The organism is Kineococcus radiotolerans SRS30216 = ATCC BAA-149 (genome assembly GCF_000017305.1).
Lineage (GTDB): Bacteria > Actinomycetota > Actinomycetes > Actinomycetales > Kineococcaceae > Kineococcus > Kineococcus radiotolerans.
The window spans coordinates 1,903,329-1,929,738 of sequence record NC_009664.2 but is presented as its reverse complement, the minus strand read 5'-3'; the positions used below and the strand labels follow the sequence as shown (position 1 = coordinate 1,929,738).

Annotated in this window: 25 protein-coding genes; 16 read left to right on the top strand and 9 right to left on the bottom strand. The window is 75.7% G+C overall.

Annotated elements, in window-relative coordinates:
- Nucleotides 1-3 precede the first annotated feature (3 nt).
- The gene (locus tag KRAD_RS09280) at nt 4-1,008 is read right to left on the bottom strand and encodes an NADP-dependent oxidoreductase (protein ID WP_012085309.1); all 1,005 of its coding nucleotides are present in this window, start codon (nt 1,006-1,008) and stop codon (nt 4-6) included.
- A gap of 11 nt (nt 1,009-1,019) precedes the next feature.
- Nucleotides 1,020-1,409: a DUF1304 domain-containing protein gene (locus tag KRAD_RS09275; RefSeq protein WP_012085308.1), complete on the bottom strand. Its 390-nt coding sequence runs from the start codon at nt 1,407-1,409 to the stop codon at nt 1,020-1,022.
- Nucleotides 1,410-1,472: 63 nt separating this feature from the next.
- On the opposite strand from KRAD_RS09275, the gene KRAD_RS09270 reads away from it, so the two are divergent.
- Nucleotides 1,473-2,081, top strand: coding sequence for a TetR/AcrR family transcriptional regulator (locus KRAD_RS09270; RefSeq protein ID WP_012085307.1), 609 nt, complete (start codon nt 1,473-1,475; stop codon nt 2,079-2,081).
- Here the strand turns inward: KRAD_RS09270 and KRAD_RS24165 are convergent.
- Nucleotides 2,053-3,279 carry a PP2C family protein-serine/threonine phosphatase gene (locus KRAD_RS24165; protein WP_012085306.1) on the bottom strand — a complete coding sequence of 409 codons (1,227 nt, stop codon included), beginning with the start codon at nt 3,277-3,279 and terminating at the stop codon, nt 2,053-2,055. The genes KRAD_RS09270 and KRAD_RS24165 overlap by 29 nt on opposite strands.
- A 63-nt stretch (nt 3,280-3,342) precedes the next feature.
- Between KRAD_RS24165 and KRAD_RS25050 the strand changes: the two genes are divergently transcribed.
- Complete coding sequence (locus tag KRAD_RS25050; RefSeq protein ID WP_162145137.1) at nt 3,343-4,569, top strand: glycosyltransferase family 4 protein; 1,227 nt, start codon at nt 3,343-3,345, stop codon at nt 4,567-4,569.
- Here the strand turns inward: KRAD_RS25050 and KRAD_RS09255 are convergent.
- Both KRAD_RS09255 and KRAD_RS09250 read right to left on the bottom strand, forming a co-directional pair.
- Nucleotides 4,520-5,356 (bottom strand): hypothetical protein, encoded by an 837-nt coding sequence (locus tag KRAD_RS09255; protein WP_012085304.1) that lies wholly within the window; start codon nt 5,354-5,356, stop codon nt 4,520-4,522. The two genes, KRAD_RS25050 and KRAD_RS09255, sit on opposite strands and share 50 nt — an antisense overlap.
- 54 nt (nt 5,357-5,410) lie before the next feature.
- Nucleotides 5,411-6,016, bottom strand: a complete 606-nt coding sequence (locus tag KRAD_RS09250; RefSeq protein WP_012085303.1) for a nucleoside deaminase — start codon at nt 6,014-6,016, stop codon at nt 5,411-5,413.
- A gap of 142 nt (nt 6,017-6,158) precedes the next feature.
- Here KRAD_RS09250 and KRAD_RS09245 point away from each other — a divergent pair, with 142 nt between their 5' ends.
- Genes KRAD_RS09245 through KRAD_RS09235 form a run of 3 tightly spaced genes read left to right on the top strand, consistent with a single transcriptional unit; the run spans nt 6,159 to nt 8,439 of the window.
- Entirely contained in the window at nt 6,159-6,527 is a 369-nt protein-coding gene (locus tag KRAD_RS09245) for a hypothetical protein (RefSeq protein WP_012085302.1), read from the top strand.
- 53 nt (nt 6,528-6,580) lie between these two features.
- Complete coding sequence (locus KRAD_RS09240; protein ID WP_012085301.1) at nt 6,581-7,498, top strand: D-isomer specific 2-hydroxyacid dehydrogenase family protein; 918 nt, start codon at nt 6,581-6,583, stop codon at nt 7,496-7,498.
- Nucleotides 7,499-7,539: 41 nt separating this feature from the next.
- Nucleotides 7,540-8,439 (top strand): MSMEG_6728 family protein, encoded by a 900-nt coding sequence (locus tag KRAD_RS09235; RefSeq protein ID WP_012085300.1) that lies wholly within the window; start codon nt 7,540-7,542, stop codon nt 8,437-8,439.
- Nucleotides 8,440-8,464: 25 nt separating this feature from the next.
- Here the strand turns inward: KRAD_RS09235 and KRAD_RS09230 are convergent, their stop codons facing one another.
- Nucleotides 8,465-9,742, bottom strand: a complete 1,278-nt coding sequence (locus tag KRAD_RS09230; RefSeq protein ID WP_012085299.1) for a S8 family serine peptidase — start codon at nt 9,740-9,742, stop codon at nt 8,465-8,467.
- 198 nt (nt 9,743-9,940) lie between these two features.
- On the opposite strand from KRAD_RS09230, the gene KRAD_RS09225 reads away from it, so the two are divergent.
- The 11 genes from KRAD_RS09225 (at nt 9,941) to KRAD_RS09175 (ending at nt 22,747) form a co-directional block, all read left to right on the top strand.
- Nucleotides 9,941-10,960, top strand: coding sequence for a LacI family DNA-binding transcriptional regulator (locus KRAD_RS09225; RefSeq protein WP_012085298.1), 1,020 nt, complete (start codon nt 9,941-9,943; stop codon nt 10,958-10,960).
- A 96-nt stretch (nt 10,961-11,056) separates the two neighbouring features.
- Nucleotides 11,057-12,289, top strand: coding sequence for a sugar ABC transporter substrate-binding protein (locus tag KRAD_RS09220; protein WP_012085297.1), 1,233 nt, complete (start codon nt 11,057-11,059; stop codon nt 12,287-12,289).
- Entirely contained in the window at nt 12,282-13,241 is a 960-nt protein-coding gene (locus KRAD_RS09215) for a carbohydrate ABC transporter permease (protein WP_083782013.1), read from the top strand. The genes KRAD_RS09220 and KRAD_RS09215 overlap by 8 nt, the downstream gene beginning before the upstream one ends.
- Entirely contained in the window at nt 13,238-14,104 is an 867-nt protein-coding gene (locus KRAD_RS09210) for a carbohydrate ABC transporter permease (RefSeq protein WP_012085295.1), read from the top strand. Before KRAD_RS09215 ends, KRAD_RS09210 begins: the two co-directional genes overlap by 4 nt.
- An 11-nt stretch (nt 14,105-14,115) precedes the next feature.
- Nucleotides 14,116-14,898: a ThuA domain-containing protein gene (locus tag KRAD_RS09205; protein ID WP_012085294.1), complete on the top strand. Its 783-nt coding sequence runs from the start codon at nt 14,116-14,118 to the stop codon at nt 14,896-14,898.
- Nucleotides 14,895-15,989, top strand: a complete 1,095-nt coding sequence (locus KRAD_RS09200; protein WP_012085293.1) for a Gfo/Idh/MocA family protein — start codon at nt 14,895-14,897, stop codon at nt 15,987-15,989. Before KRAD_RS09205 ends, KRAD_RS09200 begins: the two co-directional genes overlap by 4 nt.
- Before the next feature lie 174 nt (nt 15,990-16,163).
- A complete protein-coding gene (locus tag KRAD_RS09195; protein WP_012085292.1) occupies nt 16,164-17,357 on the top strand; it encodes a Gfo/Idh/MocA family protein in 1,194 nt (397 codons plus the stop codon).
- A gap of 11 nt (nt 17,358-17,368) precedes the next feature.
- Entirely contained in the window at nt 17,369-18,385 is a 1,017-nt protein-coding gene (locus tag KRAD_RS09190; protein WP_012085291.1) for a sugar phosphate isomerase/epimerase family protein, read from the top strand.
- A 149-nt stretch (nt 18,386-18,534) separates the two neighbouring features.
- Nucleotides 18,535-21,201: a diguanylate cyclase domain-containing protein gene (locus KRAD_RS24160; RefSeq protein ID WP_012085290.1), complete on the top strand. Its 2,667-nt coding sequence runs from the start codon at nt 18,535-18,537 to the stop codon at nt 21,199-21,201.
- An 85-nt stretch (nt 21,202-21,286) separates the two neighbouring features.
- Nucleotides 21,287-21,793: a CAP domain-containing protein gene (locus KRAD_RS09180; RefSeq protein ID WP_012085289.1), complete on the top strand. Its 507-nt coding sequence runs from the start codon at nt 21,287-21,289 to the stop codon at nt 21,791-21,793.
- A 183-nt stretch (nt 21,794-21,976) separates the two neighbouring features.
- The gene (locus tag KRAD_RS09175) at nt 21,977-22,747 is read left to right on the top strand and encodes a hypothetical protein (RefSeq protein ID WP_012085288.1); all 771 of its coding nucleotides are present in this window, start codon (nt 21,977-21,979) and stop codon (nt 22,745-22,747) included.
- Between the two features lie 40 nt (nt 22,748-22,787).
- On the opposite strand, the gene KRAD_RS09170 is transcribed toward KRAD_RS09175, so the two are convergent.
- The 3 genes from KRAD_RS09170 to KRAD_RS09160 are packed head-to-tail and all read right to left on the bottom strand — an operon-like array spanning nt 22,788 to nt 26,340.
- On the bottom strand, nt 22,788-24,974 hold the full coding sequence (locus tag KRAD_RS09170; protein WP_012085287.1) for a YhgE/Pip domain-containing protein: 2,187 nt from the start codon (nt 24,972-24,974) through the stop codon (nt 22,788-22,790).
- Nucleotides 24,971-25,717, bottom strand: a complete 747-nt coding sequence (locus KRAD_RS09165) for an ATP-binding cassette domain-containing protein (protein WP_012085286.1) — start codon at nt 25,715-25,717, stop codon at nt 24,971-24,973. Before KRAD_RS09165 ends, KRAD_RS09170 begins: the two co-directional genes overlap by 4 nt.
- The gene (locus tag KRAD_RS09160) at nt 25,714-26,340 is read right to left on the bottom strand and encodes a TetR/AcrR family transcriptional regulator (protein WP_041291990.1); all 627 of its coding nucleotides are present in this window, start codon (nt 26,338-26,340) and stop codon (nt 25,714-25,716) included. Before KRAD_RS09160 ends, KRAD_RS09165 begins: the two co-directional genes overlap by 4 nt.
- Nucleotides 26,341-26,410 lie beyond the last annotated feature (70 nt).

Here is a 26,410-nt window from a genome sequence, read left to right as displayed (position 1 = left end):
GCGTCAGAGCCTGACGACCATCTTCCCCGTGTTGGCGCCGCGCATCATGGCCAGGAACGCGTCCACGGCGTTCCCGATGCCCTCGAAGACCGTCTCGTCGTAGGCGATCCGCCCGTCGGCGAACCAGCCGGTCATCCGCTCGCGGAACTCCCCGGCGAGCTCGCGGTGGTCACCGACGATGAAGCCCCGCAGCGTCAGCTTGCGGGTGACGAGGTTGCCGAGGTTGTCCGGGCCGGCCACGGGACCGGTCGCGTTGTACTGCGAGATCGCCCCGCAGATCGCGGCGCGGCCGTGGTCGTTGAAGGCGGCGAGCGCGGCTTCGAGGTGGTCCCCGCCGACGTTGTCGAAGAACACGTCGATGCCGTCGGGCGCGGCCTGCGCGAGCTGCTCGCGGATCGGGGCGTCCCGGTAGTTCAGGGCGCGGTCGTAGCCGTACTTGCCCTCCAGCAGCGCCACCTTCTCGGCCGAGCCCGCCGAGCCGATGACGGTGCTCGCGCCGAGGAGGCGGGCGATCTGCCCGACGGCGGTGCCGACGGCCCCCGCGGCGCCGGAGACGAAGACGGTCTCGCCCTCGCGCAGCCCGGCGATCGCCGTGAGGCCGACGTAGGCGGTGAGGCCGGTCATCCCCAGGATCCCCAGGTGCAGGGAGCTGGGGGCGCCGGGGACCTCGGCGACGGCGCGGAAGGCGGCCGCGTCGCCCTGGGCGACGTCGCGCCAGCCCAGGTCGTGGACGACCAGGGTCCCCACGGGCAGGTCGTCGCTGGTGGACTCCTCCACCCGCCCGACGGCGCCGCCGGTCATCGTCTCGCCCACCGCGTACGGCGCGACGTAGCTGCGGGCGGCGCTCATCCGGCCCCGCATGTAGGGGTCGACGGAGAGGAACTCGTTGCGGATCCGGACCTGGCCGGGGGCCAGGGCGGGCAGTTCGACGGAGACGGTGCGGAAGTCCTCCGGCGTGGGCCACCCGCGGGGGCGGCTGACGAGCTGGACCTGGGTGCTGGACGTCACGGGGTGCTCCTTCAGTCGGTGGTGAGGGCCGCGATCAGCAGCAGGCTGCCGAGCAGGGCGGGGACGAGCTGGACGAGGGCGGCGCGGGCCTTCGTGCGGTCGGAGAGGACCAGCACGAGCCCCGCCCCGACCATGGAGAGCGCACCGACCAGGACGAGGGTCGCCCCGACGGCGCGGTGGCCGGTGGCGATCACGACCGTCCCGGCGGCGATCTCCAGCGCCAGGAACAGGTTGTAGAAGCCCTGGTTGAAGGCCAGGGGGGCGGTGGCCCGCGCGGTCGCCGCGTCGAGTCCGAAGACCCGGGCCGCGCGCGGCCCCGTCCACAGCAGGGACTCCAGGACGAAGACGTAGACGTGGACCAGGGCGGCGAGGCCGGTCACGACCAGGGCGGCGGTGGTCACGGGCGCTCCGTTCTGTGGGACGGTCGTTCCACTATAGGCTTCTCCCCGGGAGCGAGGAGCGACGTGGGACGAGTGCAGACGTTCGACACCGACGAGGTCGTGCGCGCGGTGCGCGCCCTCTTCTGGGAGCGCGGCTTCGAGGGGGTGTCCGTCCCCGACCTCGAGACCGCCACCGGCGTCGGGCGCTCCAGCCTCTACCACGCCTTCGGCAGCAAGCGCGGGCTGTTCGACGCCGCCGTGCGCAGCTACCTCGAGGAGGTCGTCCGGCCCCGGCTGCGCCCGCTCACCCTCGACCCCGTCGACCCGGGTGCGCTGCCCGCCTACCTGCACGGGGTGCGGACGGTGCTGGCCGAGGGCCGGGCCCCGGCCCTGCGCAGCGGGTGCCTGCTGCTCAACGCCGCGACCTCACCCATCGGCCGTGACGAGGCCGTCGCCGGGGCCGTCCTCGGCTACCGCGCCGAGCTGCACACCGCCCTCGCGCGCGGTGTCGCGGCCCACCTCCCCGGGCTGCCGGCCGAGGAGGCCGGGCAGCTCGCCACCCTGTGCACCGCGAGCGTCCTCAGCGCGATGGTCCTCGCCCGCGTCGACCCCGCCGAGGCCGCGCGCACCGTCGACGCCGCCCTCGCGCTGCTGCGCGCCCGGCTCAGCCCGGGCGCCGGCTCACGACCATGAGCGTCAGGTCGTCGGTGGGGCCCTCGCCCACGTGGCGGGCCACCGCCGCGAGCACCGCGTCGGCCACGTCGTCGGAGCGCCGCGACGTCAGCCCCGCCACCGCGGCCAGCAGCCCGTCCTCGCCCAGCAACCGGTGCGAGGCGTCGGCGGCCTCGGTCACCCCGTCGGTGTAGAGCAGCAGCGAGCTCCCCGGGGGCAGGTCCACCACCGCGTCGTGCAGCTCGACCTCGGGGAAGGGACCCAGCAGCGTGCCCGGGGTCCCCACGAACCGCGGCTCGCCGTCGGCGGGCAGCAGCAGGAGCTGGGGGTGACCCGCCAGGGCGACCGTCGCCTCCGTCGCGGCCCGCCGCAGCCGCAGCGCCGCGACGGTGGCGAAGCGTTCGTCGAGGGCGTCCTGCACCGCATCGGAGACCAGGCTCAGCAGCGCCGCCGGCTCGCTCGTCGCACCGGCCGCCCCCCGCACCGCCCAGCGCAGCGCCGCCGTCGCCGCCGCCGCCCGCGGCCCGCGGCCGGAGACGTCGCCGATGACGGCCACGACCTCCCCGTCGGGCAGCGTCCGCAGGTCGTAGAAGTCCCCGCTCACCTCGCCCCGGGTCCCGTCCGGGCGGGTCGCGGGCTGGTAGCGGACGGCGACGTCCAGCCACGGCACCTCGGGCAGCCGGTGCGGCACGAGGTGGCGCTGCAGCTCGTCGGCCAGCGCCCGGGCCTCGGCGTGCGCGTTGTCGCGCGCGTTCTGGGCCTCGACGCGCGCGGTGACGTCGCGCTGCACCGCCACGTAGTAGCGCACGCTGCCGTCCGGCTCGGTCAGCGGCGACAGCGACAGCTCGTTGAGGAAGACCGAGCCGTCGCGGCGCCGGTTCGGGATGACGACCGTGCCCGAGCGGCGCTCGCGCAGCAGCGCCCGGATCCGCGCCGCCGGGCGGGTGGTGTCGTGACCCCGCTCGCTCAGGCCGTCCTGCAGGAACCGGCAGTTGCGGCCCACGGCCTCCGCGGCCAGGTAGCCGGTGGTGAGGGTGAACGCGTCGTTCACCCACACCACCGGCTCGTCCGGCAGGGACACGTCCGAGATGCACACGGCCTGCTGCACCGCCCGCAGGGCCCGCAGCAGGACCTCGTCCAGCACCACCCCGGACCCCGCCCCCGTCCCCGTGATCGACACCCCGTCCGCGACGACCGGCGACGGCGGGACCCAAGTCATCGGACCATTGTCCCCGGGGCCGGCGGACGCGGCGCGGCGGGCCGCGTCTGGCAGGCTGCCCCCGTGCGCCTGCTCGTGATCACCGACGGGGTGCCGCCGGAGCACCGGGGCGGCGTGGCCTCCTCCGTCCTCGTCGAGGTCGACGAGCTCGCCCGCCGCGGTCACCGCGTCACCGTCCTCGTCCGCCGCCACGACCGCGCGCAGCCCCTCGCGGAGGACCGCGGGCACTACCGGCTGCTGCGCCACCCCGCCCCCGCGCGCGGCAGCCGCGCCTACTACGCCCACCCCCTGACGACGACCCTCCAGGTCCCGGCCTGGCTGCGCGCCCTCGACGCGCGCGAGGGCTTCGACGCCGTCTACGTCCACTCCACCTTCCACGCCCTGGCCGCCGTCCGGGCCGGGCTGGGGGAGCGCGCCGTGTTCCGCTTCCACGCCCCGTCCTCGCTGGAGGTGCGCCTGGACGCCGCGGGCGGGAAGTACCCGTTCGCGCGCGCCGCGTCCGGGGTCGTCGCCGACCTGACCCGCCGCGCCGAGCTCGCCGCCGTCGACGGCTGCGCGCGGACCCTCGCCACCAGCGGGTACGTCCGGGGGCTGCTGCAGCAGGTGCACCCCGGCGCCCGGGGCCGGGTCGACGTCGTCCCCCTCGCCGTGGACCTGCCCCGGTTCGCCCCCGGCCCCGCCGGCCCGGCCCGGGAGAGGTTCGGGCTGACCGGGTCCCCGGTGCTGCTCACCGTGCGCCGCCTCGTCCGGCGCATGGGCCTGGAGAACCTCCTCGCCGCCGTGCCCGCGCTGCGGGCCGCGCACCCCGGGCTCCAGCTCGTCGTCGGCGGCACCGGCTACCTCGCCGACGACCTGCGCCGGCGCGCCGCGGAGCTCGGCGTCGCCGACGCCGTCGTGTTCCCCGGCTTCGTCGCCGAGGAGGACCTGCCGGAGCTGTACCGGGCGGCGGACCTGTTCGTGCTGCCCACCCTGGAGATGGAGGGCTTCGGCATCGTCACCGTCGAGGCGTTCGCCAGCGGCGTCCCCGTCGTCGCGACCCCCGTCGGGGCGAACCCCGAGGTCGCCGGTTCCCTGGACCCCCGCACCGTCGCGGCGTCCACCGCGCCCGGCGACCTCGCCGCCGCGGTGCTGCGCGGTCTGGACCTGCGCGGGGAGCTCGCCGCGCGGGCCCGGGCCCACGTCGAGCGGCACTACTCGCCCGCCGTCGTCGGCGACCTCGTCGAGGCGGCGCTGGTGGAGGTCAGCGGCAGCCGGACGGCGCGTCCGCGGCGAGGTCCTGGACCGTCCTGAGGTTCTCCGCGTCGCTCGCGCCGGTCCCGGCCGTGGCCGGGTCGGGGACCGCGACCCCGGTCCGGACCAGTTCCGCGTTGACGTCCAGCCCGTCGTCGGTGCGGTACCAGCCGGCCCCGGAGACGTCGACGCCCTGCCCGATCGGCAGGTGCGACAGCAGGTCCCGCACGTAGGCGTCGCGGCAGCCCTCGGCGGGCACGATCCCCGCCAGCGGCGTCCGGACCTCGCCGTCGACGCCCGAGACGACGGGCACCGGGCCCGCGGCCCAGGCGACGACGGTGGCCGAGGCGGCCCGGCGGGTCGTCGCCGTGGCCGACGGCGTCGGCGTCCCCGCGCCGGGGGTGCCGGTGCCGCGGACGCCCTCCTGCAGGGCGCGCTGCACGAGCACCGGGTTCGGCGCGACGGGGCGCCGGGCCTCCCACACGCCCAGGACCGCGACGACGGCCACGACGGCGAGGACGGCGGCGGCGACCCCCCGGCGCGGCAGCGGCCGGGCGGCGTCGGCCACCCCGGGGCTGAGGAACTCGTGCGGGGCGTCCTCGACGGTGTGCTCGGCCTGCCAGGGGGTGTCCCACCGGGCGAGCTCGCCCGCCTCGGCCAGGTCCACGCGCAGGGCGTGCCCGCGCGCGGAGTAGCGGACGTCGACGGCCACGACCCGCCACGGCGGTCCCGCCGAGCGGTGCACGGCCACGACGACGGCCTTCCCGCCGTGGTGGGCGGGGTTCGCCGTGCCCCGCACCTTCACGAAGTCGCCGGGGCGCAGCTCCTCCGACTCGGGTGCGCGCACCTCCCCCCATCGGCCACCGGCCCCGGGGCCTGAGGACCGCCCGGCGGGGCGCGGTCAGTCGGTGCGGGCGTTGTAGACGGTCGCGCCGGTGGCGGCGACGTGGGCGGCGTAGTCGCGGTAGACCGCCAGGGCCTCCTCGCGCAGGACGTCGGAGACCACGGCGATGCCGCGGGCCTCGAACTGCGCGGCCCAGTCCTCGCGGACGGGACCCTCGTCGAAACCGGTGATCTCCTCCAGCTCGGGACCGGACCCGGCGACGACCAGGGTGCGCACCCCCGACCACAGCGTCGCGCCGTAGCACTGGGCGCACGGGCGCCAGTTCACGACGAGCTCGCGGCGGGCGCCGTCGGCGCCGAGGTCCCAGGAGCCGGTGCGGACCTGGGCCAGGCCGAGGGCCGCGACCTCGGCGTGGCCGGAGGAGATGCCGGTGGAGAGGACGACGTTCACGCCCACCGAGACGATCTCGCCGGAACCGCTGTCGGCGACGACGGCGGCGAAGGGGCCGCCGTTGCCCTCGCGGAAGTTGCGGCCGGCGAGGCGGTGGACCAGGGCCATCCGCTCCTCCCGGGTCCGCAGCACGGCCGGCACGTCGGCGAGCTCGTCGTCGACCCAGGCGGGCAGGGCGATGGTGAAGGCGTGGCTGAGCGCCGAGGTGTCCATCGGGGAAGGATGACGGGGGCCGCGGCGCGTCCGTCCGGGTGGTCCCCGGTCCCCCGGCTCCAGCGCCGCGGCCCGCGGGTCGATGCCCCGAGCACGCGGTCACCGTCGGGGCGACCGCCCGCCACCCCGGGGAGACACCCGCATGTCCACGATCGACGAGAACCCGGACACCGCGGTCCGCGGCGCGCAGACCGTCGCGCCCGTGCAGGCGTCCGCCCTGCTCTACGCCGCCTCCATCCTCGGGGAGAGCGGCTACACCCCCGACCAGGAGCTGCGGGGCACCCTGACCGCCCCCGGCCGCGGGCACGAGGAGCCCGTCGCGGCACCCGTCGCGGCACCGGCCCCCGCCCCGGTCCCCGCCCCCGTCCCGGCGCCGGTCCCCGCCCCCGTCGCGGCGCCCGTCGCGGCCCCCGCGCCGGTCGCCGCCCCCGCGCCCGTCGAGGATGCACCGGTCGCGCCGCCCGCGAAGGGCTTCCTCGCCCGGCTGTGGGCCAAGCTGCTGGGCCGCTAGCCGGACCCTAGGGTTGGCGCGACCGCCCGCGCCGACCCGCCAGGAGCAGCCCGATGCCCACCACCCCCGCCGTCTTCGTCGGACCGCAGGAGAACCCGCAGCTGGTCGAGGCCGTGGAGCGCGGCGGGGGGCGGGTCGTCGCGCTGGCCGAGGCCGAGGCCGTGGTGGTCAGCGGCGGGCACGGCGACCTGCCCGAGCTGCCCGCGGCCGTGCGCTGGGTGCAGCTGCCCTCCGCCGGCATCGAGGCCTGGGTCGAGTCCGGGGTCGTGGACTCCTCGCGCACCTGGACCTCGGCGACGGGGGCCTACTCGCACGCCGTCGCCGAGGGGGCCGTGGCGCTGCTGCTGGCCGGGGTCCGCGGCATCGGGCGCGCCGCGCGCCTCACGACCTGGGACCACGCCATCCTCGACGCGGCGCAGACGAGCCTGCGGGGCTCCACGATCGCGGTCGTGGGCGCCGGCGGGATCGGCTCGGCGATGATCCCCGCCTTCGTCGCCCTGGGCGCGGAGGTCCTCGCCGTCACCCGCCGCGGCCTGCCCGTGGAGGGGGCCGCGCGCACCCTGCCCGCCGACCGCGTCGGGGAGGTCTTCGCCGCCGCCGACCACGTCGTGCTCGCCGCGCCCGCCACCGCGCAGACGAAGGCGCTGGTCGGGGCCGAGCAGCTCGCGGCGATCGGCCCGCAGGGCTGGCTGGTCAACATCGCCCGCGGCTCCCTCGTCGACACCGACGCCCTCGTGAGCGCCCTCGCCGAGGGCACCATCGCCGGGGCCGCCCTCGACGTGACCGACCCCGAGCCGCTGCCCGACGGGCACCCGCTGTGGAGCGAGCCGCGCTGCATCATCACCCCGCACTCCACCAACCCGACCCCGCTGCAGGTGGCCGCGCTGGCCGAGCGGGTCGCCGAGAACGTCCGCCGCTTCGCCGCGGGCGAGGAGCTGCTGGGGCTGGTCGACCCCGAGCGCGGGTACTGACCCGAGGTGCGGGGGCGTGCCCCCCGCGCCACGGTGGGTCCGTGCAGACGTTCCTCCCGTACCCCGACTTCGCCCGCTCCGCAGCCGTCCTCGACGGGCCGCGGCTGGGCAAGCAGCGGGTGGAGACCCTGCAGGTGCTGCGGGCGCTGGAGCTGCCCGACTACGGCTGGGTGAACCACCCCGCGGTCCGGATGTGGCGCGGGTGCACCCCGGCGCTGGTGGCCTACGGCCTCGCCGTCGTCGACGCCTGGACGACGACGGGGCGGGCGGACTCGACCCGGCGCCTCATCGCGGAGTTCGCGCCCGAGGTGGTGGGGCGCGCGCAGGCCGAGCTCGCGGACCTGATGCCGCCGTGGCTGGGCGACGAGGCGGTGCACCGCAGCCACCGCTCGGCGCTGCTGCGCAAGGACCCCGCCACCTACCGGCCGCTGTTCGGGGACGCCGAACCCGACGACCTGGACTACGTGTGGCCCGACCCGCCGTCGCTGGAGCCGCCGGTGCGCTCGGCGGGGCGGCTGGTGTGGGTGGTGCGCCCGGCCGGGCCGGCGACCGCGGGGGAGTTCCTCGCCGACGGGGTCGTCGGGCTCGGGGTGGACTCCGGCATCGACGTCGACGTCCGCGGCGCGGCGGAGGGCACGTCGCTGCGGGAGCTGCTGAAGGAGGTCTCGCCCGGCAAGCGGCCCGGCAAGGCGCTGCGGGTGCTGGACACCTTCGTCCACGAGCTGGCGCCCGGGACGGAGGTGGCGCTGCCCATCGAGGGCGAGCAGGCGCTGCTGCTGGGCGAGGTCGTCGGCGAGTACGAGTTCGACGCCCGCAAGGGCGTCTCGGCCCGCCACCGGCGCCGGGTGCGCTGGGGCGGGCGGGCCGCCCGCGCCGACGTCAGGCCGCCGGCGCTGCTGCAGGACCCCCGCCCGCTGTTCTGCGTCGACATCGCCGTCTGAGACGCCGCCTTCAAGGCGGCGCGGGTCAGGGCCGGACGACGGGGACCGGGCGGGCGCTGCGCGCGCCGCGGGTGACGGTGACGGCCGGGGCGGGCGTGGTCGTGGTGGGTGCGGGTGCGGGCGTCGTGGTCGGCGCGGGTGCCGTCGCCGCGGCGGTGGTCCGGGCCTTCGCGACGGCGGCGGCGACGTCGAGCATGCCCGTGCCGTAGCCGGGGCCCCAGGACTGCGGGGTGGTGGTGGAGCGCAGCACGGCCTCGACCTCGGCGACGGTGGCCCGCGGGGCCACCGCGCGCACCAGGGCCGCCGCGGCGGCGACCTGCGGCGCCGAGAACGACGTGCCGGAGACCGGGACGTAGGGGTACCGGCCGGCGCTGCCGGGCTCGCCGGCGGGGATGGCCTCCCCGGGGGCGCTGAGGTCGACGAGGTCGTTGTGCTGGGCCCAGGGCGCGGCGCTCCCGTCGCGGGCGGAGGCCGAGACGGAGACGACGCCGGGGTAGGAGGCGGGGTACTCCAGCGGGTTGCCCTGGTCCCCGGAGTTCCCGGCCGAGGCCACCACGACCACGCCCTTCCCGATGGCGTAGGCGACCGCTGCGGCGGTCGTGCGGTTGTAGGTCTCCCCGCCCAGGGACAGGTTCAGCACGTCGGCGCCGGCGTCGACGGCGGCGGCGATGCCCTCGACGACGGCGTTGCTGGGGCAGCCGAGCGGGGTGCAGACCCGCACGGCGAGGATCTCCACCTCGGGGGCGACTCCGGCTGCGCCGTGGGCGTTGCGGTACGCCCCGGCGACGACGGTGGCGACCTCGGTGCCGTGCTCGCCGATGTCGGTGCCCTCGGCGAAGTTCCCGCCGTCGCGGACGCGGTCGGTGAGGTCGGGCTGGGTCGCGTCGACGCCGGAGTCGAGGACGGCGACGGTGAGGCCGGCACCCCTCGTCGTCGTCCACGCCGGGTAGGCGTGGACGGAGTCCAGGTGGTACGCGTACGACAGGTACGGGTCGCTGGCCAGCAGGGTGCGCTCGGGCAGCGTCCCGGCGCCGACGGGGTCCAGGCGGTAGGTCGTGCGCACCTGGGCGGAGGTCACGTCGGGGTCGGCCTCCAGCTCCCGCACCACCCGCCCGGCGGAGCGGGCGTCGGTGGCCGTGCGGGTCTCCAGTTGCGGTTCCCCGTCCACCCAGCGCAGGGCGTCGACGACGACACCGGTCCCGTCCGCGGGAGGGGCCTCCACGGCGCGGGCCGCGGAGCCGGGCCCCAGGACCAGGGCGAGCAGCGCGAGGGAGACGGCGACGGGACGAGCGGGTCTGGGCACGAGGACTCCCTGCGTCGGGGTGGGACCCCCGGGGCATCGACGGGGCGTCCCCCCAGCTTGAGGCCGGGTCCCCGGACGGCGCAGTCCCGCGCAGGTGCTTGCCCCGGGCGGTGCGGTGGGCTAGTTTCCGATACGCATCGACGAAGCGCATCGACGAGGACGTCGACGTTCGTCCGACGGTGGTGAGGAGGGGGCGACGTGGCCCGGGTCCCGACGAGCAAGGACGTGGCGAAGGTCGCCGGCGTCTCCCAGAGCACCGTGTCGTACGTGATGAGCGGCAAGCGCCCCATCTCGGAGAAGACCCGCCGCCTGGTCGAGGACGCCATGGAGCAGCTGCTCTACCAGCCGCACGCCGGGGCCCGGGCCCTGGCCGGCCAGCGCACGAACATCATCGCCATCGTCCACCCGGTCCTCTCGAACTTCGGGGTCGGCGGGATCATGGCCTTCATCGACGAGATCGCCACCCAGGCCCGGCGCCGGGACTACGACGTCCTGCTCGTCACCGCCGCCGAGGGCGAGAGCAGCCTGCGCCGGGTGGCGGGGCGCGCGCTGTGCGACGCCATGGTCGTCATGGAGGTCAAGGCTGAGGACGACCGGGCCGAGGTCTCGCGCGGGCTGGCCCAGCCCAGCCTGTTCATCGGCTACCCCGACGAGGCTCTGCTGCCGGGCAACACCCTGCGCTGCATCGACTTCGACTTCGGCCGGGGCGCGGAGCTGCTGGTCGGGGAACTCGCCGCCGCCGGGGCCCCGGAGGTCGTGGTGCTGGGGTGGAGCCCGGAGGTGGTGGCCCGCGGGGTGAACTACGTCCCGCGGTTCCGGCGGGCGGCGCAGGCCGCGGCGAGCGCCGTCGGGCTCCCGCTGCGGTGGGTCGAGGCTCCCCGCGACCCGGTGGCCCTCGGGGTGACGCTGGAGGAGGTGCTCTCCGGTCCCGTGCGGCCGGGGCTGGTGCTGACCGACGGCGTCCCGGAGATCGTGAGCGCGCTGCTCGGGCGGGGCACCCGGCCCGGGCGCGACGTCGACGTGGTGGCGCTGTGCACCGACGGCGAGGCGCAGGGGCAGGCGGTCCCGGTCACCAACGTCTCCACCCAGCCCCGGGACGTGTCCCGGCGCGCGGTCGAGTGGCTGTTCGAGCTGCTCGACGATCCGGCCGCACCGGGCGAGATCCGCCTGGTGCCGGCCACCCTGGTCCGACGACGGTCCGTGCGTTCCGCGCACTGACCCCCCTCACGGCCCGCCCGCCCGGGTGGCCCGTACCCATCGTCGATACGCATCGACGACGAACTGCTCACGACCGTGAGCGCAGAGAGGAACGACATGGCTCGACGTGGATCCGTGGGACGTGCCCGCGCCATCGCCGCCCTGGCGGCCCTGCCGCTGGTGCTCGGGGCCTGCGGCGGCGGTGGTGGAGGGGGCTCGGCGAGCTCGGCCTCCGACACGCTGCGGGTCCTGGACTACTACAACTCCGACCCCAACGCCTCGCTGTGGAAGGCCGCGATCGAGGACTGCGGCGCCGACATCGGCATGAAGATCGACCGCGAGGCCGTCCCGGGCGAGACCCTCATCCAGAAGGTGCTCCAGCAGAGCTCCTCCAAGACGCTGCCCGACGTCCTCATGCTCGACAACCCCGACGTCCAGCAGATCGCCGCGTCCGGGGCGCTGGCCCCCCTCGACGACCTGGGCGTCGACTCCTCCGGCGTGGCCGAGGGCGTGCTCAGCGCCTCCACCTACGAGGGGAAGCTCTACGCCCTGCAGCCGGTCACCAACACCATCGCGCTGTTCTACAACGAGAAGATCTTCCAGGCCGCCGGCCTCACCCCGCCCACCACCTGGGACGAGCTCAAGACCACGGCCGCCGCGCTCACCGCCGGCGACCAGTACGGGTTCGCGATGTCCAACATCAACACCTACGAGGGCACCTGGCAGTTCCTGCCCTTCATGTGGTCCAACGGCGGGAACGAGAAGGACATCAACACCCCCGAGACCGCGGCCGCGCTCCAGCTCGTCAAGGACCTGCTGGACCAGGGCTCGCTGTCGCAGTCCACCGTCACCTGGTCCCAGGCCGACGTCGCCGACCAGTTCGCCGCCGGCAACGCCGCCATGATGATCAACGGCCCGTGGAACTTCGGCACCCTCGACGCCGTCGAGGGCCTGGAGTACGGGATCGTGCCGATCCCCGCGCCCACCGCCGGCGGCACCGTCGTCTCGCCCTTCGGCGGCGAGGCGTGGGCGATCCCGCAGACCGGCGACGAGGAGAAGCAGAAGAAGGCCGCCGAGCTCGTCCAGTGCCTCAACTCCGACGAGAACGAGGTGACGATCTCCGTCGGCACCGGGACCGTCCCCACCAAGCCGGAGCTCGCGAGCCAGGTCGTCGCGCAGAACCCGAACCTGGAGGCCTTCGCCTCCCAGGTCCCGGACCTGCGCGCCCGCACCGGTGAGCTCGGGCCGGAGTGGCCGGACGCCGCGACGAAGATCTACACGGCCGTCCAGAACGCGCTCGTCGGGGGCATGACCCCCGAGGAAGCCCTCGCGCAGGCGCAGAATGGCTGACCTCGCCGCCCCCCGGCGCGCGAACTCCTCCCCGTCGGTGCCCGCACCGGCGGGGAAGGGGAGCCCGCGCACGCTGTCGACGCGCCTCGTGCAGATCGCGTTCATCGTCCCGGCCGTGGTCTACCTGCTCCTGTTCTTCGGCTACCCCGTCGTCAAGAACGTCGTCATGGGGTTCCAGGAGTACACGACCAAGACGTTCTTCACCGGTGAGGCCCCGTGGGTGGGGCTGGAGAACTACCGCAACGTCGTCGGTGACGCGATCTTCTCCCGGTCGGTCTGGAACACGGTGCTGTTCACGGCCGGCTCCATCCTGGGCCAGTTCGTCCTCGGCCTGGCGATCGCGCTGTTCTTCCACAAGCGGTTCGCGCTCTCGGGCGTGCTGCGCTCGCTGATCCTGCTGCCGTGGCTCATCCCCATGATCGCCGGGACCGCCGTGTGGCGGTGGATCCTGGACGCCGACAACGGCGCCCTCAACCGGATCCTCTCCGCCGTCCCCGGCCTCGACCTCAGCCCGAACTGGCTCACGTCGACGTCGCTGGCCCTGGTCGCCGTCATCGGGGTCAACATCTGGCTGGGCATCCCCTTCAACATGACGATCCTCTACGGCGGCCTGCAGGAGATCCCCGAGGAGCTCTACGAGGCCGGCGCCCTGGACGGGGCGACGGGGTGGCGGGCGTTCCGCCACATCACCTGGCCGCTGCTGCGCCCGGTCGTGACGGTCGTCCTCGTGCTCGGCGTCGTCTACACCCTCAAGGTCCTCGACGTGATCCTCGGGCTCACCAACGGCGGCCCGGCGAACTCGACGCAGACCATCGCGACGTTCTCCTACGACACCTCGTTCCGCCAGTTCGACTTCGGCGCCGGGGCGGCGCTGGGCAACATCCTGATCGTGATCTCCCTGGTCTTCGCCGTGGTCTACCTGCGGCTCAACCGGAAGGCGGTGGACGAGTGAGCGCGGTGGTCCCCACCCCGACCCGCGCGGCGGAGGTCCGGCCCGCGGGGAAGGAACCCCGCCGGCCCGTCCACACGGTCATCGGCGTCCTCATCGTGGCCTTCATGCTGTTCCCGCTGTACTGGATGGTCAACGTGTCCCTCCAGCCGGCCGGGAACGCCGTCGCGACGCCGTGGCTGCCCTTCGACCTCACGCTGCGCGGCTACACCACGGCCATCTCCGAGCAGGGCCGCAACCTCGTCACGTCGCTGCTCATCAGCCTCGGGTCGGTCGTGTTCAGCCTGGTCATCGCGACGCCCGCGGCCTACGCCATGGCCCACTTCAAGTTCGGGCGGTGGGCGACGGTGATCCTCTTCGGGATCCTCGTCACCCAGATGGTGCCGGGCATCGTCGTCGCCAACGCGCTCTACAGCGCCTACACCGACCTCGGGCTGCTCAACACGATGGGCGGGCTGATCCTCGCCGACTCCGCGGCCGGCATCCCGTTCTCCATCATCCTCATGCGGGCCTTCATGGGCTCCATCCCCGCCTCGGTCGTCGAGGCCGCCTACGTGGACGGCGCCGGGCCCGTCCGGGCGTTCTTCTCCATCGTGCTGCCCATGAGCCGCAACGCCCTCATCACCGCGGGCCTGTTCACGTTCCTCTTCGCCTGGGGCGACTTCCTCTTCGCCCTGACGCTGACGACGACCGCGGACCTGCGCCCCATCACCCTCGGCCTGTACACCTACGTGGGGAGCTTCGTCAGCGACTGGTCCCCGATCATGGCGACCGCCGTACTGTCCTCCCTGCCCGCCATCGCCCTGCTCGTCCTGGCCCAGCGCTACGTCGCCGCCGGGGTCACGGGCGGAGCCGTCAAGTCCTAGGAGTCCTGAGCATGACCAACCCGATCCGCGTGACCGTGTGGGGCGAGAACCGCCACGAGCAGCTCGAGCCCGGGGTGGCGGAGCGCTACCCGAACGGGATGCACGGCGCCATCGCCGAGGGGATCGAGGCCAACCTCGGCGAGGGCGTCGTCGTCCGCACCGCGACCCTCGACGACCCCGAGCACGGCCTGACCGAGGAGGTCCTGCGCGAGACCGACGTCCTCACCTGGTGGGGCCACGCCGCCCACGGCGACGTCTCCGACGAGGTCGTCGAGCGCGTCCACCGCCACGTCCTGGCCGGGATGGGCCTCATCGTCCTGCACTCCGGGCACTGGTCGAAGGTGTTCCAGAAGCTCATGGGCACCTCGTGCACCCTGCGCTGGCGCGCCGAGCACGACCGCGAGCTGGTGTGGACGGTGGACCCGACGCACCCCATCGCGCAGGGGATCCCGCACCCGATGATCATCGACGAGGACGAGATGTACGGGGAGTTCTTCGACATCCCCGCCCCGGACGAGATCGTCTTCATCTCCTCCTTCACCGGCGGGGAGGTGTTCCGCTCCGGCATCACCTTCAAGCGGGGATTCGGGAAGATCTTCTACTTCCGCCCCGGCGACCAGGAGTACCCCACGTACTTCCACGAGGGCGTCCGCAGGGTCGTCTCCAACGCCGTCCAGTGGGCCGTCACCGTCCGCCCGGAACGGACCGAGCCGGTGCTGCTGCGCTACGACACCGAGGACTTCTACAACGGCCACGGCTACCAGGGGGCCCTCGACCCGGAGAAGCAGCAGTGACCGCGGGCACGAGCGGGCCGCTGCGCGTCGTCCTCGTCGGCGCCGGGGGCATGGGCAAGGCGTGGCTGGCGACGATCCTCGCCGACCCGGCCGTCGAGCTGGCCGGGGTCGTCGACCTCGACCTCGCCGCGGCCGAGGCGGCGCTGGTCGCGGCCGGGGTGCCGCACGTCGCGACCGGCCGCGACGCCGTCGAGGTCGCGGTGCGGACGGGCGCGCAGGCGATCGTCAACGTCACCGTCCCCCAGGCCCACCACCCGGTGACGACCGCCGCGCTGTTCGCCGGGTTCCCCGTGCTGGGGGAGAAGCCGGTGGCCTCCACCGTCGCCCAGGGGCTGTCGCTGGCGGCGGCCTCGGAGGTGACCGGGCAGCCGTTCCTCGTCTCCCAGTCGCGCCGCTACAACGTCCACGTCGAGCAGTTCCGCGCCCAGGCCGCGGTGCTGGGGGACCTGGGGTCGCTGTCCACGGAGTTCTTCAAGGCCCCGCGCTTCGGCGGGTTCCGCGAGGAGATGGCCCAGCCGCTGCTGGTGGACATGGCGATCCACCAGTTCGACCTCGCGCGCTACCTGCTCGACGCCGAACCGGTGTCGGTCTACTGCGAGTCCTGGAACCCGTCGTGGTCCTGGTACGGCGGCGACGCCTCCGCGTCGGCGGTCTTCGAGATGTCCTCGGGGGCCCGGTACTCCTTCGTCGGGAGCTGGTGCGCGCCGGGCGCGGAGACGTCGTGGAACGGCGCCTGGCGGCTGTCCGGGGCGGACGGCTCCGCGGTGTGGAACGGCGACGACGCCCCCGTGCTCGACGCCGGGGGCGTCCCCGCCGACGCCGTCGACCCCGGCGAGGGGATCGCGGGTTCCCTCGCGGCGTTCACCGCCTTCCTGCAGGAGGGGCGCCCGTTCTCCGGGGAGGTCCACGACAACGTCCTCAGCCTGGCCATGGTCGAGGCCGCCGTGGAGTCGGCCGCGACCGGGGCCCGGGTCCTGGTCGACGACGTGCTCCAGCGCGCCCACGAGCAGGCGCTGGCCGAGGAGCAACGCGACGACGTCGCGGCCGCGCTGAAGGGCTGGCCCTCGGTGCGCGAGGCCCTGACCCGCTGACCCCACCCCCCGCCGCGGTCCCCCGCCGCGGTCCCCGCCGTGGTCCTCGACGACCACGGCGCGACCGCGGCGGGGAGGGCGGGGGAGGGGCGGGGTGGGCTGTTCCCCCACCCGGGACCGGTTAGTACGATCCGCAGCACAACGAGCCGACGACGCCCCGGAGGAACACCCCGCATGTCCGCTGCACCGAACGAACTGCCTGAGCTCGGGGTCGCCGTCATCGGCCACTCCTTCATGGGCGCGGTCCACTCCCACGCCTGGCGCAGCGTCGACCACGTCGGCACCCCGCGCTTCCGCACCAGGCGCCTGGTGCTGGCCGGGCGCGACCTGGGCCGCGCGCAGGCCGCCGCCACCCAGTTCGGCTGGGACGAGGGCGTCGCGGACTGGCGCGAGGTGATCGCCCGCGACGACGTCCACGTCGTGGACGTCCTCACCCCCGGCGACTCCCACGCCGAGATCGCCATCGCCGCCCTCGAGGCCGGCAAGCACGTCATCTGCGAGAAGCCGCTGGCCAAGACGGTCGAGGAGGCGCAGCGGATGACCGCCGCCGCGCAGGCCGCCGCCGCGAAGGGCGTCCGCTCCATGGTGGCCTTCAACTACCGCCAGGTCCCCGCGATCGGCCTGGCCCGCCAGCTCGTCGAGGCCGGGCGCCTGGGCGAGGTCCGCCAGGTCCGCGCGGTGTACCTGCAGGACTGGATCGTCGACCCCGAGTTCCCGCTGACCTGGCGGCTGCAGAAGGACCGCTCCGGCGCCGGCGCGCTGGGCGACATCGGCTCCCACATCATCGACGCCGCGCAGTTCATCACCGGCCAGCGCCTGCTGGGGGTGTCCGGCACCGTCGAGACCTTCGTCAAGACCCGCCCGCTGGAGGCCGCCCGCACCGGCTCCAACACAGGCCTGGGTGCGGAGGCCTCCACCGAGCGCGGCGAGGTCACCGTCGACGACGCGGCGGTGTTCTTCGGCCGCGGCGACGGCGGCGCGCTGATGACCTTCGAGGCGAGCCGGATGGCGCTGGGCCGCAAGAACGGGATGCGCATCGAGGTCAACGGGTCCAAGGGGTCGATCGCGTTCGACTTCGAGTCCATGAACGAGCTGCACTTCTTCGACGGCACCCTGCCCGACGCGGAGAACGGTTTCCGCCGCATCCTCGCCACCGAGCCCGAGCACCCCGGGGTGTCGAACTGGTGGCCGGCCGGGCACGGGCTGGGCTACGACCACCCCTTCGTCCACGAGCTGCAGGAGTTCCTGGGCGCGATCGCCGACGAGCGCGACCCCAGCCCGAGCTTCGCCGACGGCCTGCAGGTCCAGCAGGTGCTGGACGCCGTGCAGCGCAGCGCCGAGAACGACTCCGCCTACACCACGATCTGAGGAGAGAACCGATGGCCACGACTCCCCGCCCGGTGACGCTCTTCACCGGCCAGTGGGCCGACCTGCCCTTCGAGGAGGTCTGCCGCCTCGCCTCCGAGTGGGGCTACGACGGCCTCGAGATCGCCACCTGGGGCGACCACCTCGACGCCACCCGCGGCGCGCGCGACGACGACTACATCGCCGAGAAGAAGGCGACGCTGGAGAAGCACGGCCTGCAGGTGTGGACGATCTCCGCGCACCTGACCGGTCAGGCCGTCTGCGACCTCATCGACGCCCGCCACCAGGACATCGTGTCCGAGCAGGTGTGGGGCGACGGCGACCCCGAGGGCGTCCGGCAGCGCGCCGCCGAGTACGTGAAGGACGCCGCCCGCACCGCCGCGCGCCTGGGCGTGAAGACCGTCACCGGCTTCACCGGCTCCTCGATCTGGCACACCGTCGCGATGTTCCCCCCCACCCCCGACTCCATGGTCGAGGCCGGGTACCAGGACTTCGCCGACCGGTGGAACCCGATCCTCGACGTCTTCGACGAGGTCGGGGTGAGGTTCGCCCACGAGGTCCACCCCTCCGAGATCGCCTACGACTACTGGACGACGAAGCGCGCCATGGAGGCCATCGGCCACCGCGAGGCGTTCGGGCTGAACTTCGACCCGTCGCACTTCGTCTGGCAGGACCTCGACCCGATCGGCTTCCTGCGCGACTTCGCCGACCGGATCTACCACGTGCACTGCAAGGACTCCCGCAAGCAGCTCGACGGCCGCGCCGGCCGCCTCGGCTCGCACCTGCCGTGGGCGGACTCCCGCCGCGGCTGGGACTTCACCTCCGTCGGGCACGGCGACGTGCCGTGGGAGCTGATCTTCCGCGAGCTGAACAACATCGGCTACACCGGCCCGACCAGCGTGGAGTGGGAGGACGCCGGCGTGGACCGCCTGCGCGGGGCCCCCGACGCGCTGCGGTTCATCCGCGGCCTCGGTGAGCTGTTCCAGCCCCCGGCCGCGGCCTTCGACGCGGCCTTCAGCTCCAGGGGCTGACCCCGAGCGGTCGCCGCCCGTCCGGGCGGCGACCGCTCCACGGCGTCCCGCAGGCCCCCGGACGGCTCAAGGCGCCGCCCCGCCCGGTCGATGACGGGTGAGGTGCTCCGGCCGGGGCGCCGGGGTCGCGGGGCGGAGGTGCGGTGAGCGTGGGCGAGCGCCTGGTCCTCGCGGCCGGGGAACCGACGTGGCTGGCCGGCCCCTGGCGCCGCCGGTGCGTCCTCCTCGTCGTCTTCGTCCTCGCCACCCTCGTGGGGCGCAGCGCCCAGGCCGACGGCGCCCACCTCGCGATCTTCTGGCCCGCCTCGGCCGTGGGGCTGCTGTGGCTGGCCGGGTCCCCCGGGCGCGCGGCCCGCCTGCTCGACGCGCTGCTGCTCGTCGCCGCCACCGTGGTGCTGCGGCTGCTCACCGGGATGCCGGTGGGGGAGGCCACCGCGCTGGCGCTGTCGGCGGCCGTGCAGGCCCTCGCCGGGGCCTGGACCCACCGCTTCCTGCAGCCGGAGGGCTTCCGGCTGGCCACCGTCGCCCACCTGCGCAGCCTGGCCCTGTCCTCGGTCGCGGGGGCCGTCGTCTCCGCGCCGCTCGCCGGGGCCGCCTTCGTCCTCGCCGACGTCGACGCGGGGCTGGCGCTGCTGCAGTGGACGCTGCGCACCAGCGTCTCGACGTTCGTGCTGCTGGCCGTCGTGCTGCGCACCGGCGAGCGGCGGCCCGACGCGCCGGGGCGGTCCGCGCCCCTCCTGGAGCGGGTGGCCCAGGCGGTGGCCTTCGCCGCCGTCTACCTGCTGGTCTTCTGGGTCTACGCCGGGCACGCCATCACCTTCCTCGTCCTGCTCGTCGCCGTGTGGGTCGCGCTGCGGCGCACCACGACGCTGGCCACCGCTCACGTCGGGGTGGTGGCCGCGGTCGTCGTCCTCGCCACCTGGTCCGGCGGCGGGCCGTGGCACGACCTGTCGCCGGACCTGCAGGCCGTGTGCGCGGAGGCCTTCATCGGGACCCTGGGCTTCATCACCCTCGTCCTCGCGCTCTACCGCGACGAGGGCGTCGACCAGGCCGCCCGCGCCGCCGCCGCGCACGCCGAGGCGGCCCGTCAGGCGGACCTGCTCGGGGCGGTCTTCGGCTCGATCTCCGACGCGGTGTGCGTCTTCGACGCCCGCGGCGACTCCCTGCTGCGCAACCCCGCCGCCGAGCGGCTGCTGGGCGGGCACGGCCCCACCGCCCGGTCCGACTGGCGCACCCGGCTGGACTTCCGCCGCCCCGACGGCAGCCCCTTCGCCGACGGGGAGCTGCCCGTGGTGCGGGCGCTGGCGGGGGAGGACGTCGAGCAGGAGGACCTCCTGCTCCTCTCGCCCAGCCACCCCGGCGGGGTCCTGCTCAGCGTCAGCGCCCACCCGCTGCCCCGCGCGGACGGGGCCGTGTGGAGCGGAGGGGCCGTCGCCGCCTTCCACGACGTCTCCGAGGTGCGCGCCGCCGCCGAGGAGGTCGCCCGCGCCCACGACCTGCTCTCCAGCGTGCTGACCGCCGCGACGGAGCACGCGATCATCGCCGTGGACACCGCCGGCACCGTCAACGTCTTCAACGAGGGCGCCGAGCGGATGCTGGGCTGGAGCGCGGCGGAGGTGCTGGGCCTCGACGGCGCGCTGCTCCACGACCCCGCCCAGCTGCGCGAGACCGCCGCCGCGCTCGACGTCGACGTGCGCGACGTCTTCCGCCGGGCCGCCGAGCTCGGGCCCTCCACGAGCCGGATGACGTACGTGCGCAAGGACGGCAGCACCCTGCCCGTCAGCCTGACCACCTCGCCGATGCACGACGGGGAGGGCCGGCTGGTCGGCCTCATCGGCATGGCCACCGACGTCTCCGAGCTGGAGAACTCCGAGGCGCTGCTGCGGGTGGCCGTGGACACCGCCCCGGTGGGGATCGCGCTGGTCGCGGTGGCCGGCCCGGACGCGGGCCGGTTGCTGCGGGTGAACCGGGCGCTGGCCCGCTTCACCGCCCGCGCGGAGGAGGAGCTGCTGGCGGGCGGTTTCGCCGACCTCGTCGCGGACGGGGAGCGGCCCGAGGTGGGCGAGCTGTTCGCCGACGTCCTCGCGGGGGCGGTGGCGGAGCAGACCGTCGAGGTCCGCCTGGCCGCGGCCGACGGGCGCGTGCTGGACGCGGAGGTCTCCGCGGCGCTGGTGCAGCTGCAGGGCGCGGACCCGCTGCTGCTGTGCCTGGTCGAGGACGTCACCGAGCGCCGGGCCGTGCAGGCGGAGCTGCACCACCGCGCGCTGCACGACGCGCTGACGGGGCTGGCGAACCGGACCCTGTTCCTGGACCGGCTGGAGCACGCGGTCGCGGCCTCCTCGCGGGGGCCGGAGGGGGTGGGGGTCCTGTACGTGGACCTCGACGGCTTCAAGGCGGTCAACGACACCGCCGGCCACCAGGCCGGCGACGAGCTGCTCGTGCAGGTCGCGCGGCTGCTGTCCGGCTGCGTGCGCCCGGGCGACACCGTCGCGCGGCTGGGCGGGGACGAGTTCGCCGTGGTGTGCGCGGGGGCGTCGGCGGAGGCGGACCTGGTGGTGATCGGGCAGCGGATCCTGGACGCGCTCGCGGCGCCGCTGCGGGTGCGGGGTCACGACGCGGTCGTGGGCGCGAGCATCGGGGCCCGTTGGTGCCCGGGGGACCCGGCGACCCCGGTGCGCGTCGAGCAGGTCGTGCGCGACGCCGACGAGGCGATGTACGAGGCCAAGCGCGCGGGCAAGGGGCGGGTGGTGGTGCACCGGGGCGACGGGGGAACCGTCGTCAGCGCCGGTGCGTCCCAGGTGAACACGGGATATTGACAGAAAGTATCCGGCAGAACACGCACCGTGTGGTTCATCTCACACGGGACGCCCAGGGAGCGCGCCGACTGGTTGAGTTCGGACCATGACGACGCTCCCCCGGCGCCCCCTCCGCACCCTCTCCCTCACCGCGGCCGCCGCCGCCGCCGCCACCGTGGTCCTGGCCGCCCCGGCCTCGGCCGCGGAGATCGTGCCGCCCCCGCTCGACCCCCACGCCCTGCAGGTCCTCCAGGTCCTCGACGAGACCAACGCCGCCCGCGCCGCCGCCGGCTGCGGCCCGCTGCTGCTGACCCCCGCCCTGACCGCCGCCGCCGACCGGCACACCGACGAGATGGCCGCCACCGGGCTCATGAGCCACACCGGGGCCGACGGCAGCTCCCCGCGCACCCGCCTGGCCGCCCAGGGCGTCCTGCCCCGGCGCACGGCGGAGAACATCGCCCTCGGCTACGCCGCCGCCGACGTCGTCGACGCCTGGCTGGCCAGCCCCGGCCACCGCGCCAACATCCTCGACTGCAGCCTCGGGTTCGTCGGCATCTCCGAGCGCCCCGGCGCCGCCGGGCAGTTCTGGACCCAGGTCCTCGCCAGCGCCTGACCGCGCCCCGCCCCCGCCCGCCGGCCCCCGCGCGACGCGCGCTCGACGCGCCGTCCGCGGGGTGCCGGGGGCATGCTGGGGCACTGCGGAACCCGCCCGCGGACGGCGTCGGCGGGTCCGGACGCCGCCGGGACGGCGTCGGAGCGGGTGCGGAGGTCGCACCCGCAGCGTCGGGAGGTCGTCGTGCCGGGTGCACCGTGGTGGGAGGACTTCCACCCGGACGCGGACCCGGGCACGGGCACCGCGACGAGGACCCCCGGTCCCCCCGCCCCGCCGGCCCCCGACCCGGCCCCGCGCGTGGTCCACACCCCCCGCCTCGTCCGGACCCCCCGCCCGGCGGGGGCACGACCGGGACCGCGGGGGCTGCGGGCGTTGCAGGTCACCGCCCTCGTGCTCGCGGTCGTGCTGCTGGCCATGCTCGGGCTGCTCGCCACCCGCACCCTGGCCGCCCCCGCGGACCGGGCCGCCACCACACCCACCGCCCCCCGGGACCCCGTCGCGCGGGCGTCCGCCCCGCCCTCGCCCTCCGGGGGCACCGCCGCCGCCGACGCCGAGGCCACGGCCGAGCTGGAGGCCCTGCGCCGCAGCGGTCTCGCGACCCACGCCCCGCGCGGGCAGTGGGTGGCGCAGCTCTCGGCCAAGAGCGTCGGCACGACCGACCCGGTGCAGACCGCCTCCAACGGCAGCAGCACCTTCTACCCGGCCGACATCCTCGCCCAGAGCCGCGAGATCGCCTCCGGCGCCGCCGGCGGGGACGTGTTCGTGCTCAAGACCACCGACTTCGGCGAGGGGCTCCTCGACGCCCGCGGCAACCCGTACTGGGTGACCCTGGCCGCCGGGCCCTTCGCCGACGTCGAGGACGTGCGGACCTGGTGCGCCAGCATGTTCGCCGACGTCCCCGCCGAGGTGCGCGGCAACGTGTGCCTGCCCAAGCAGCTCACCCCGCGGGGCTGAGCCGGGGGTGGGACCCGGCCCGTCCCCGGCGGGACGGGCCTCACAGCGACAGGCTGGGGTGCAGCTCCGAGACCGTCCAGGTGCGGCGGCGGTGGCAGGCCAGGACCGTCACCGCCAGCGCCAGGACGCCGAACCCGGCGAGCACGCCCGCGTCGGCCCACACCGGCCCGGCCGCGGCCCCGGCGACGAGGTGGCGCAGCCCGTCGGCGGCGTAGGTCATCGGCAGGTACGGGTGGATGGCCTCGAAGAACGCCGGTGAGGTGCCGACGGGGTAGGTGCCCCCGGCGGAGGTGAGCTGCAGGACGAGCAGGACCAGCGCCACGAGCCGTCCCGCCCCGCCGAGCAGGGCGTTGAGGCACTGGTGGACGGCGGTGAACACCACCGCGACCAGCGCCGCGAAGGCGATCGTGGCGAGCGGGTTCGGCGAGGCGATGCCGACGCCCAGCAGCAGGACGCCCAGCAGCACGACGGCCTGGGCCACGCCGAGCAGCGCGCCCGGCACCCAGCCCGCGACGGCGGCGCGGTACGAGGAGGCCGTGGAGGCCAGCGCCCGCGGGGACACCGCCCGCAGCACCATGTACGTCACCATCCCCCCGACCCACAGCGAGACCGGCACGAACAGCGGCGCGAGGCCGTCGCCGTACGTGGCGACGGCGTGCTCCCGGACGCGCTCGGCGGTGACGGGGGAGGCGACGACGTCGGCGCGCCGGCTCGCGGCGTCGCCGGTGTAGACGGGGACGTCGTCCTGGCCCTCGCGCAGCTGCGTCCGCAGGGTCCCGGCGCCGTCGGCCAGCTGCGCGGTGCCGTCGGCGAGCTGCTGGGCGCCGGAACGGGCCTGCGCGGTGCCGTCCACCAGGGCCGTGGCGCCGTCGTCGACCTGCGCGGCGCCGGAGGCGAGCGAGGCGGCCCCGTCGGCGGCGGAGCGCGAGCCGGTGGCGAGGGTCCGCGTGCCCGCGGCCAGGGCGTCGGCGCCGTCGGCGGCCGCGGCCACGCCCTGCTGCAGGGCCGGGGCGGAGGCGGCGAGCTGCCGGGCGCCGCCGGCGACGGCGTCCGCGCCCTGCGACAGGTCGCGAGCGCCGGTGGCCAGGGCGTCGACCTGGGTGGTGACGGCCTGCCCGACCTGGTCCAGGGACCCGTCGGTGAGGCTGCGCCGGGTCTCCTCCAGGGTGGTGACGGCGGTGGCGAGGGTCTCGTCGTCGGGGTTCGCGGCGGCCAGCGCGCGGGCCTGGGCCAGCAGCTGGTCGACGACGGGGACGAGCCGGCCAGCGTCCTCCAGGGCGGGGGCGAGGCGGTCGGCGGCGGCGGCCACGGCGTCGGCGCCCTGCGCGACCCGGCCCGCACCCTCGGCGACGGCCCCGGCGCCGGTGGACAGCCGGGCGGTCTGCTCCGGCAGGTCCGCGGTGGCGGTCCGCAGCCGGTCCAGGCCGGTGGCCAGCGACCCGGCGCCGGTGGCGGCGCTGCCGGCGCCGGTGGCGAGCTCGGCGGTGCCGGCGGCGAGCTCGTCCGCGCCCGAGCGCAGCGCCCCGGTGCCCTCGACGAGCCGGGCCGCGCCGTCGTCGAGGTCGCCCAGGCCGACGACGAGGGTGTCCGCCCCGTCGTCGGCCGCCCGGGCGCCGTCGGCGAGCTGACCGGCGCCGTCGGCGGCCCGGCCCAGGGAGTCGTGGACCGTGCCGAAGGCGACGTAGACGTTCTCCAGGTAGTCCGCCGTCGCCCCGGCCGCGACGTCGGTGCGGATCGTGGTGGCGACGGTGTTGGCGACCTGCCCGACGATGTAGTTCTCGGCGTCGTCGGTGGTGACGTCGAGCTGGGCGCGCTCGGGGGCGTCGCCGCCGGTGGAGGCCAGCGCCCGCGAGAAACCGGCCGGGATGCGCAGGACGGCGGCGTAGTCCCCCTCGCGCAGCCCCCGGGCCGCCTCGGCCTCGGAGGCGGCCTCCCAGCTGAAGCCCGCGGCGGCGTCGGGACCGGTGAGCTCCTCCACGAGGTCGGACCCCGCGTGGATCGTGCGCGGCTGCCCGTCCACGCCGTCCACGCTCGCCGGGGCGTCGGCGTTCACCACGGCGGCGCGCAGGTTCGACAACCGCGACAGCGGGTCGGAGTTCGACGACAGGTACAGCCCGCCGTAGACCAGCGGGACGACGACGACGGCCAGCAGCGCGAGCCGGGTGATCGCCGCCCGCCGGAACCGGGCCAGCTCGAGGCCGGGCAGGGTGGCGCGGGGGAGGTTCACGGGGTTCCCTGGAGGTCGAGGAGGATGCGGTCGTCGCCGGCGTGCCAGCGGATGTCGGTGGTGTCCGTGCAGCTGGCCAGGACGGTCAGGGGCCGGGAGGAGGTGCGCTGCAGCGCGGCCAGCGCCTCCCAGGCCCGGCGCCGGTCCTCGCCGCTGCGCAGGGCGTCGACGTCGTCGACGACGAGGACGCGGGGACGGCCGATGAGGGCCAGGACGACGCCCAGCGCCATCCGCTCCAGCGGGGCGAGGTCGCTGACGAACTCCCGCGGGCGCAGCGCGGGGACGTCGACGCCGGTCCCGGCGGTGACGTCGAGGGCGCGCTGGGCGCGCTCGACCTGCTCGTCGACCTGGTCCGCGCTCACCCAGGGCCGGTACCAGGGCTGGTGCAGGACGAGGCGCTCGGCGACGTGCTGCTCGACGGTGAGGGCGTCGTCCAGCTCGTTGACCCCGCGCACCTCGGCCAGGGCGACCTCCCGGCGGACGGCGCCGGCGCGGGCGGGCAGCTCCTCGCCCAGCACCCGCAGCCGCCCCCCGGTCGGCTTCATCCGCCCGGCCAGGGTGAGCAGCAGCGAGGTCTTGCCCGTGCTCGCCGCGCCGCGGACGACGACGGTGGACCCGACGGGGGCCTCGACGTCGACGCCGCTGAACACGGTGCGCCCGCGGGCGCGCAGCTCCAGGCCCCGGGCGGTGACGGCGTTGGCGGTGACCGCGGCGGCGGTGCCGGCGGGGGTGGTGGCGCTCACCGGGCGGCCTCGGTGAACGCGGTGAGGACGCCGGTGAGGACGCGGGTCTCGAAGCCCGGCCCCGCGGGGACGTCGCCGAGCAGGGCGGGGGTGACCAGCCCCTCCTGGGCGGTGACGACGGCGCGGGCGAGCTCCTCGGCGGGGACGGTGAGGCGGCGCCCGGCGCGGGTCAGCGCGGCCTCCAGGACCGGGGCCAGCCGGCGGCGCAGCGCGGCCCGCTGGGCGGTGACGGCGCGGGCGGCGTCGGGGTTGCGCAGGGCCTGGGCGGTGAACTCGGTGCGGACGGTGTGCCACTGCCGGTCCACGGGCAGGACGTCGAGGACGTGGGCGACGATCGCGGCGACGTCGGCGGTGTCGGTCCAGGGGGCGTCGGCCAGGCGCTGCTCGACGTGGTCGATGACGTGCCCGGCCTGGGTCTCGTGGAGGGCGGCGACGACGTCGTCCATGGTGGCGAAGTTGGAGTAGAAGGCGCCGCGGGTGAACCCGGCGCGCTCGCAGACGCTCTCGACGCTGGAGCGGGCCAGGCCCTGCTCGCCGAGCACCTCCAGCGCCGCGGCGAGCAGGCGCGAGCGGGTCTCGGCGCGGCGGCGGGTGGTGCGCGCCGGCTCGGTGGTGGTGGTCACGGCTCCCACGGTACGCCACTCCCGATGCACTCTGCATCGGATGCGGAGTGCATCGGGCAGCCCGCCGCGC

Excerpts from the sequence above, each read along its gene's own strand:
- KRAD_RS09220 (WP_012085297.1), top strand. The coding sequence starts at position 11,057 with ATGGCTCGACGTGGATCCGTGGGACGTGCCCGCGCCATCGCCGCCCTG.
- KRAD_RS09215 (WP_083782013.1), top strand. The coding sequence starts at position 12,282 with ATGGCTGACCTCGCCGCCCCCCGGCGCGCGAACTCCTCCCCGTCGGTG.
- KRAD_RS09190 (WP_012085291.1), top strand. The coding sequence starts at position 17,369 with ATGGCCACGACTCCCCGCCCGGTGACGCTCTTCACCGGCCAGTGGGCC.
- KRAD_RS09250 (WP_012085303.1), bottom strand. The coding sequence starts at position 6,016 with ATGGACACCTCGGCGCTCAGCCACGCCTTCACCATCGCCCTGCCCGCC.
- KRAD_RS09180 (WP_012085289.1), top strand. The coding sequence starts at position 21,287 with ATGACGACGCTCCCCCGGCGCCCCCTCCGCACCCTCTCCCTCACCGCG.
- KRAD_RS24165 (WP_012085306.1), bottom strand. The coding sequence starts at position 3,279 with ATGACTTGGGTCCCGCCGTCGCCGGTCGTCGCGGACGGGGTGTCGATC.
- KRAD_RS09245 (WP_012085302.1), top strand. The coding sequence starts at position 6,159 with ATGTCCACGATCGACGAGAACCCGGACACCGCGGTCCGCGGCGCGCAG.
- KRAD_RS09195 (WP_012085292.1), top strand. The coding sequence starts at position 16,164 with ATGTCCGCTGCACCGAACGAACTGCCTGAGCTCGGGGTCGCCGTCATC.
- KRAD_RS09240 (WP_012085301.1), top strand. The coding sequence starts at position 6,581 with ATGCCCACCACCCCCGCCGTCTTCGTCGGACCGCAGGAGAACCCGCAG.
- KRAD_RS09205 (WP_012085294.1), top strand. The coding sequence starts at position 14,116 with ATGACCAACCCGATCCGCGTGACCGTGTGGGGCGAGAACCGCCACGAG.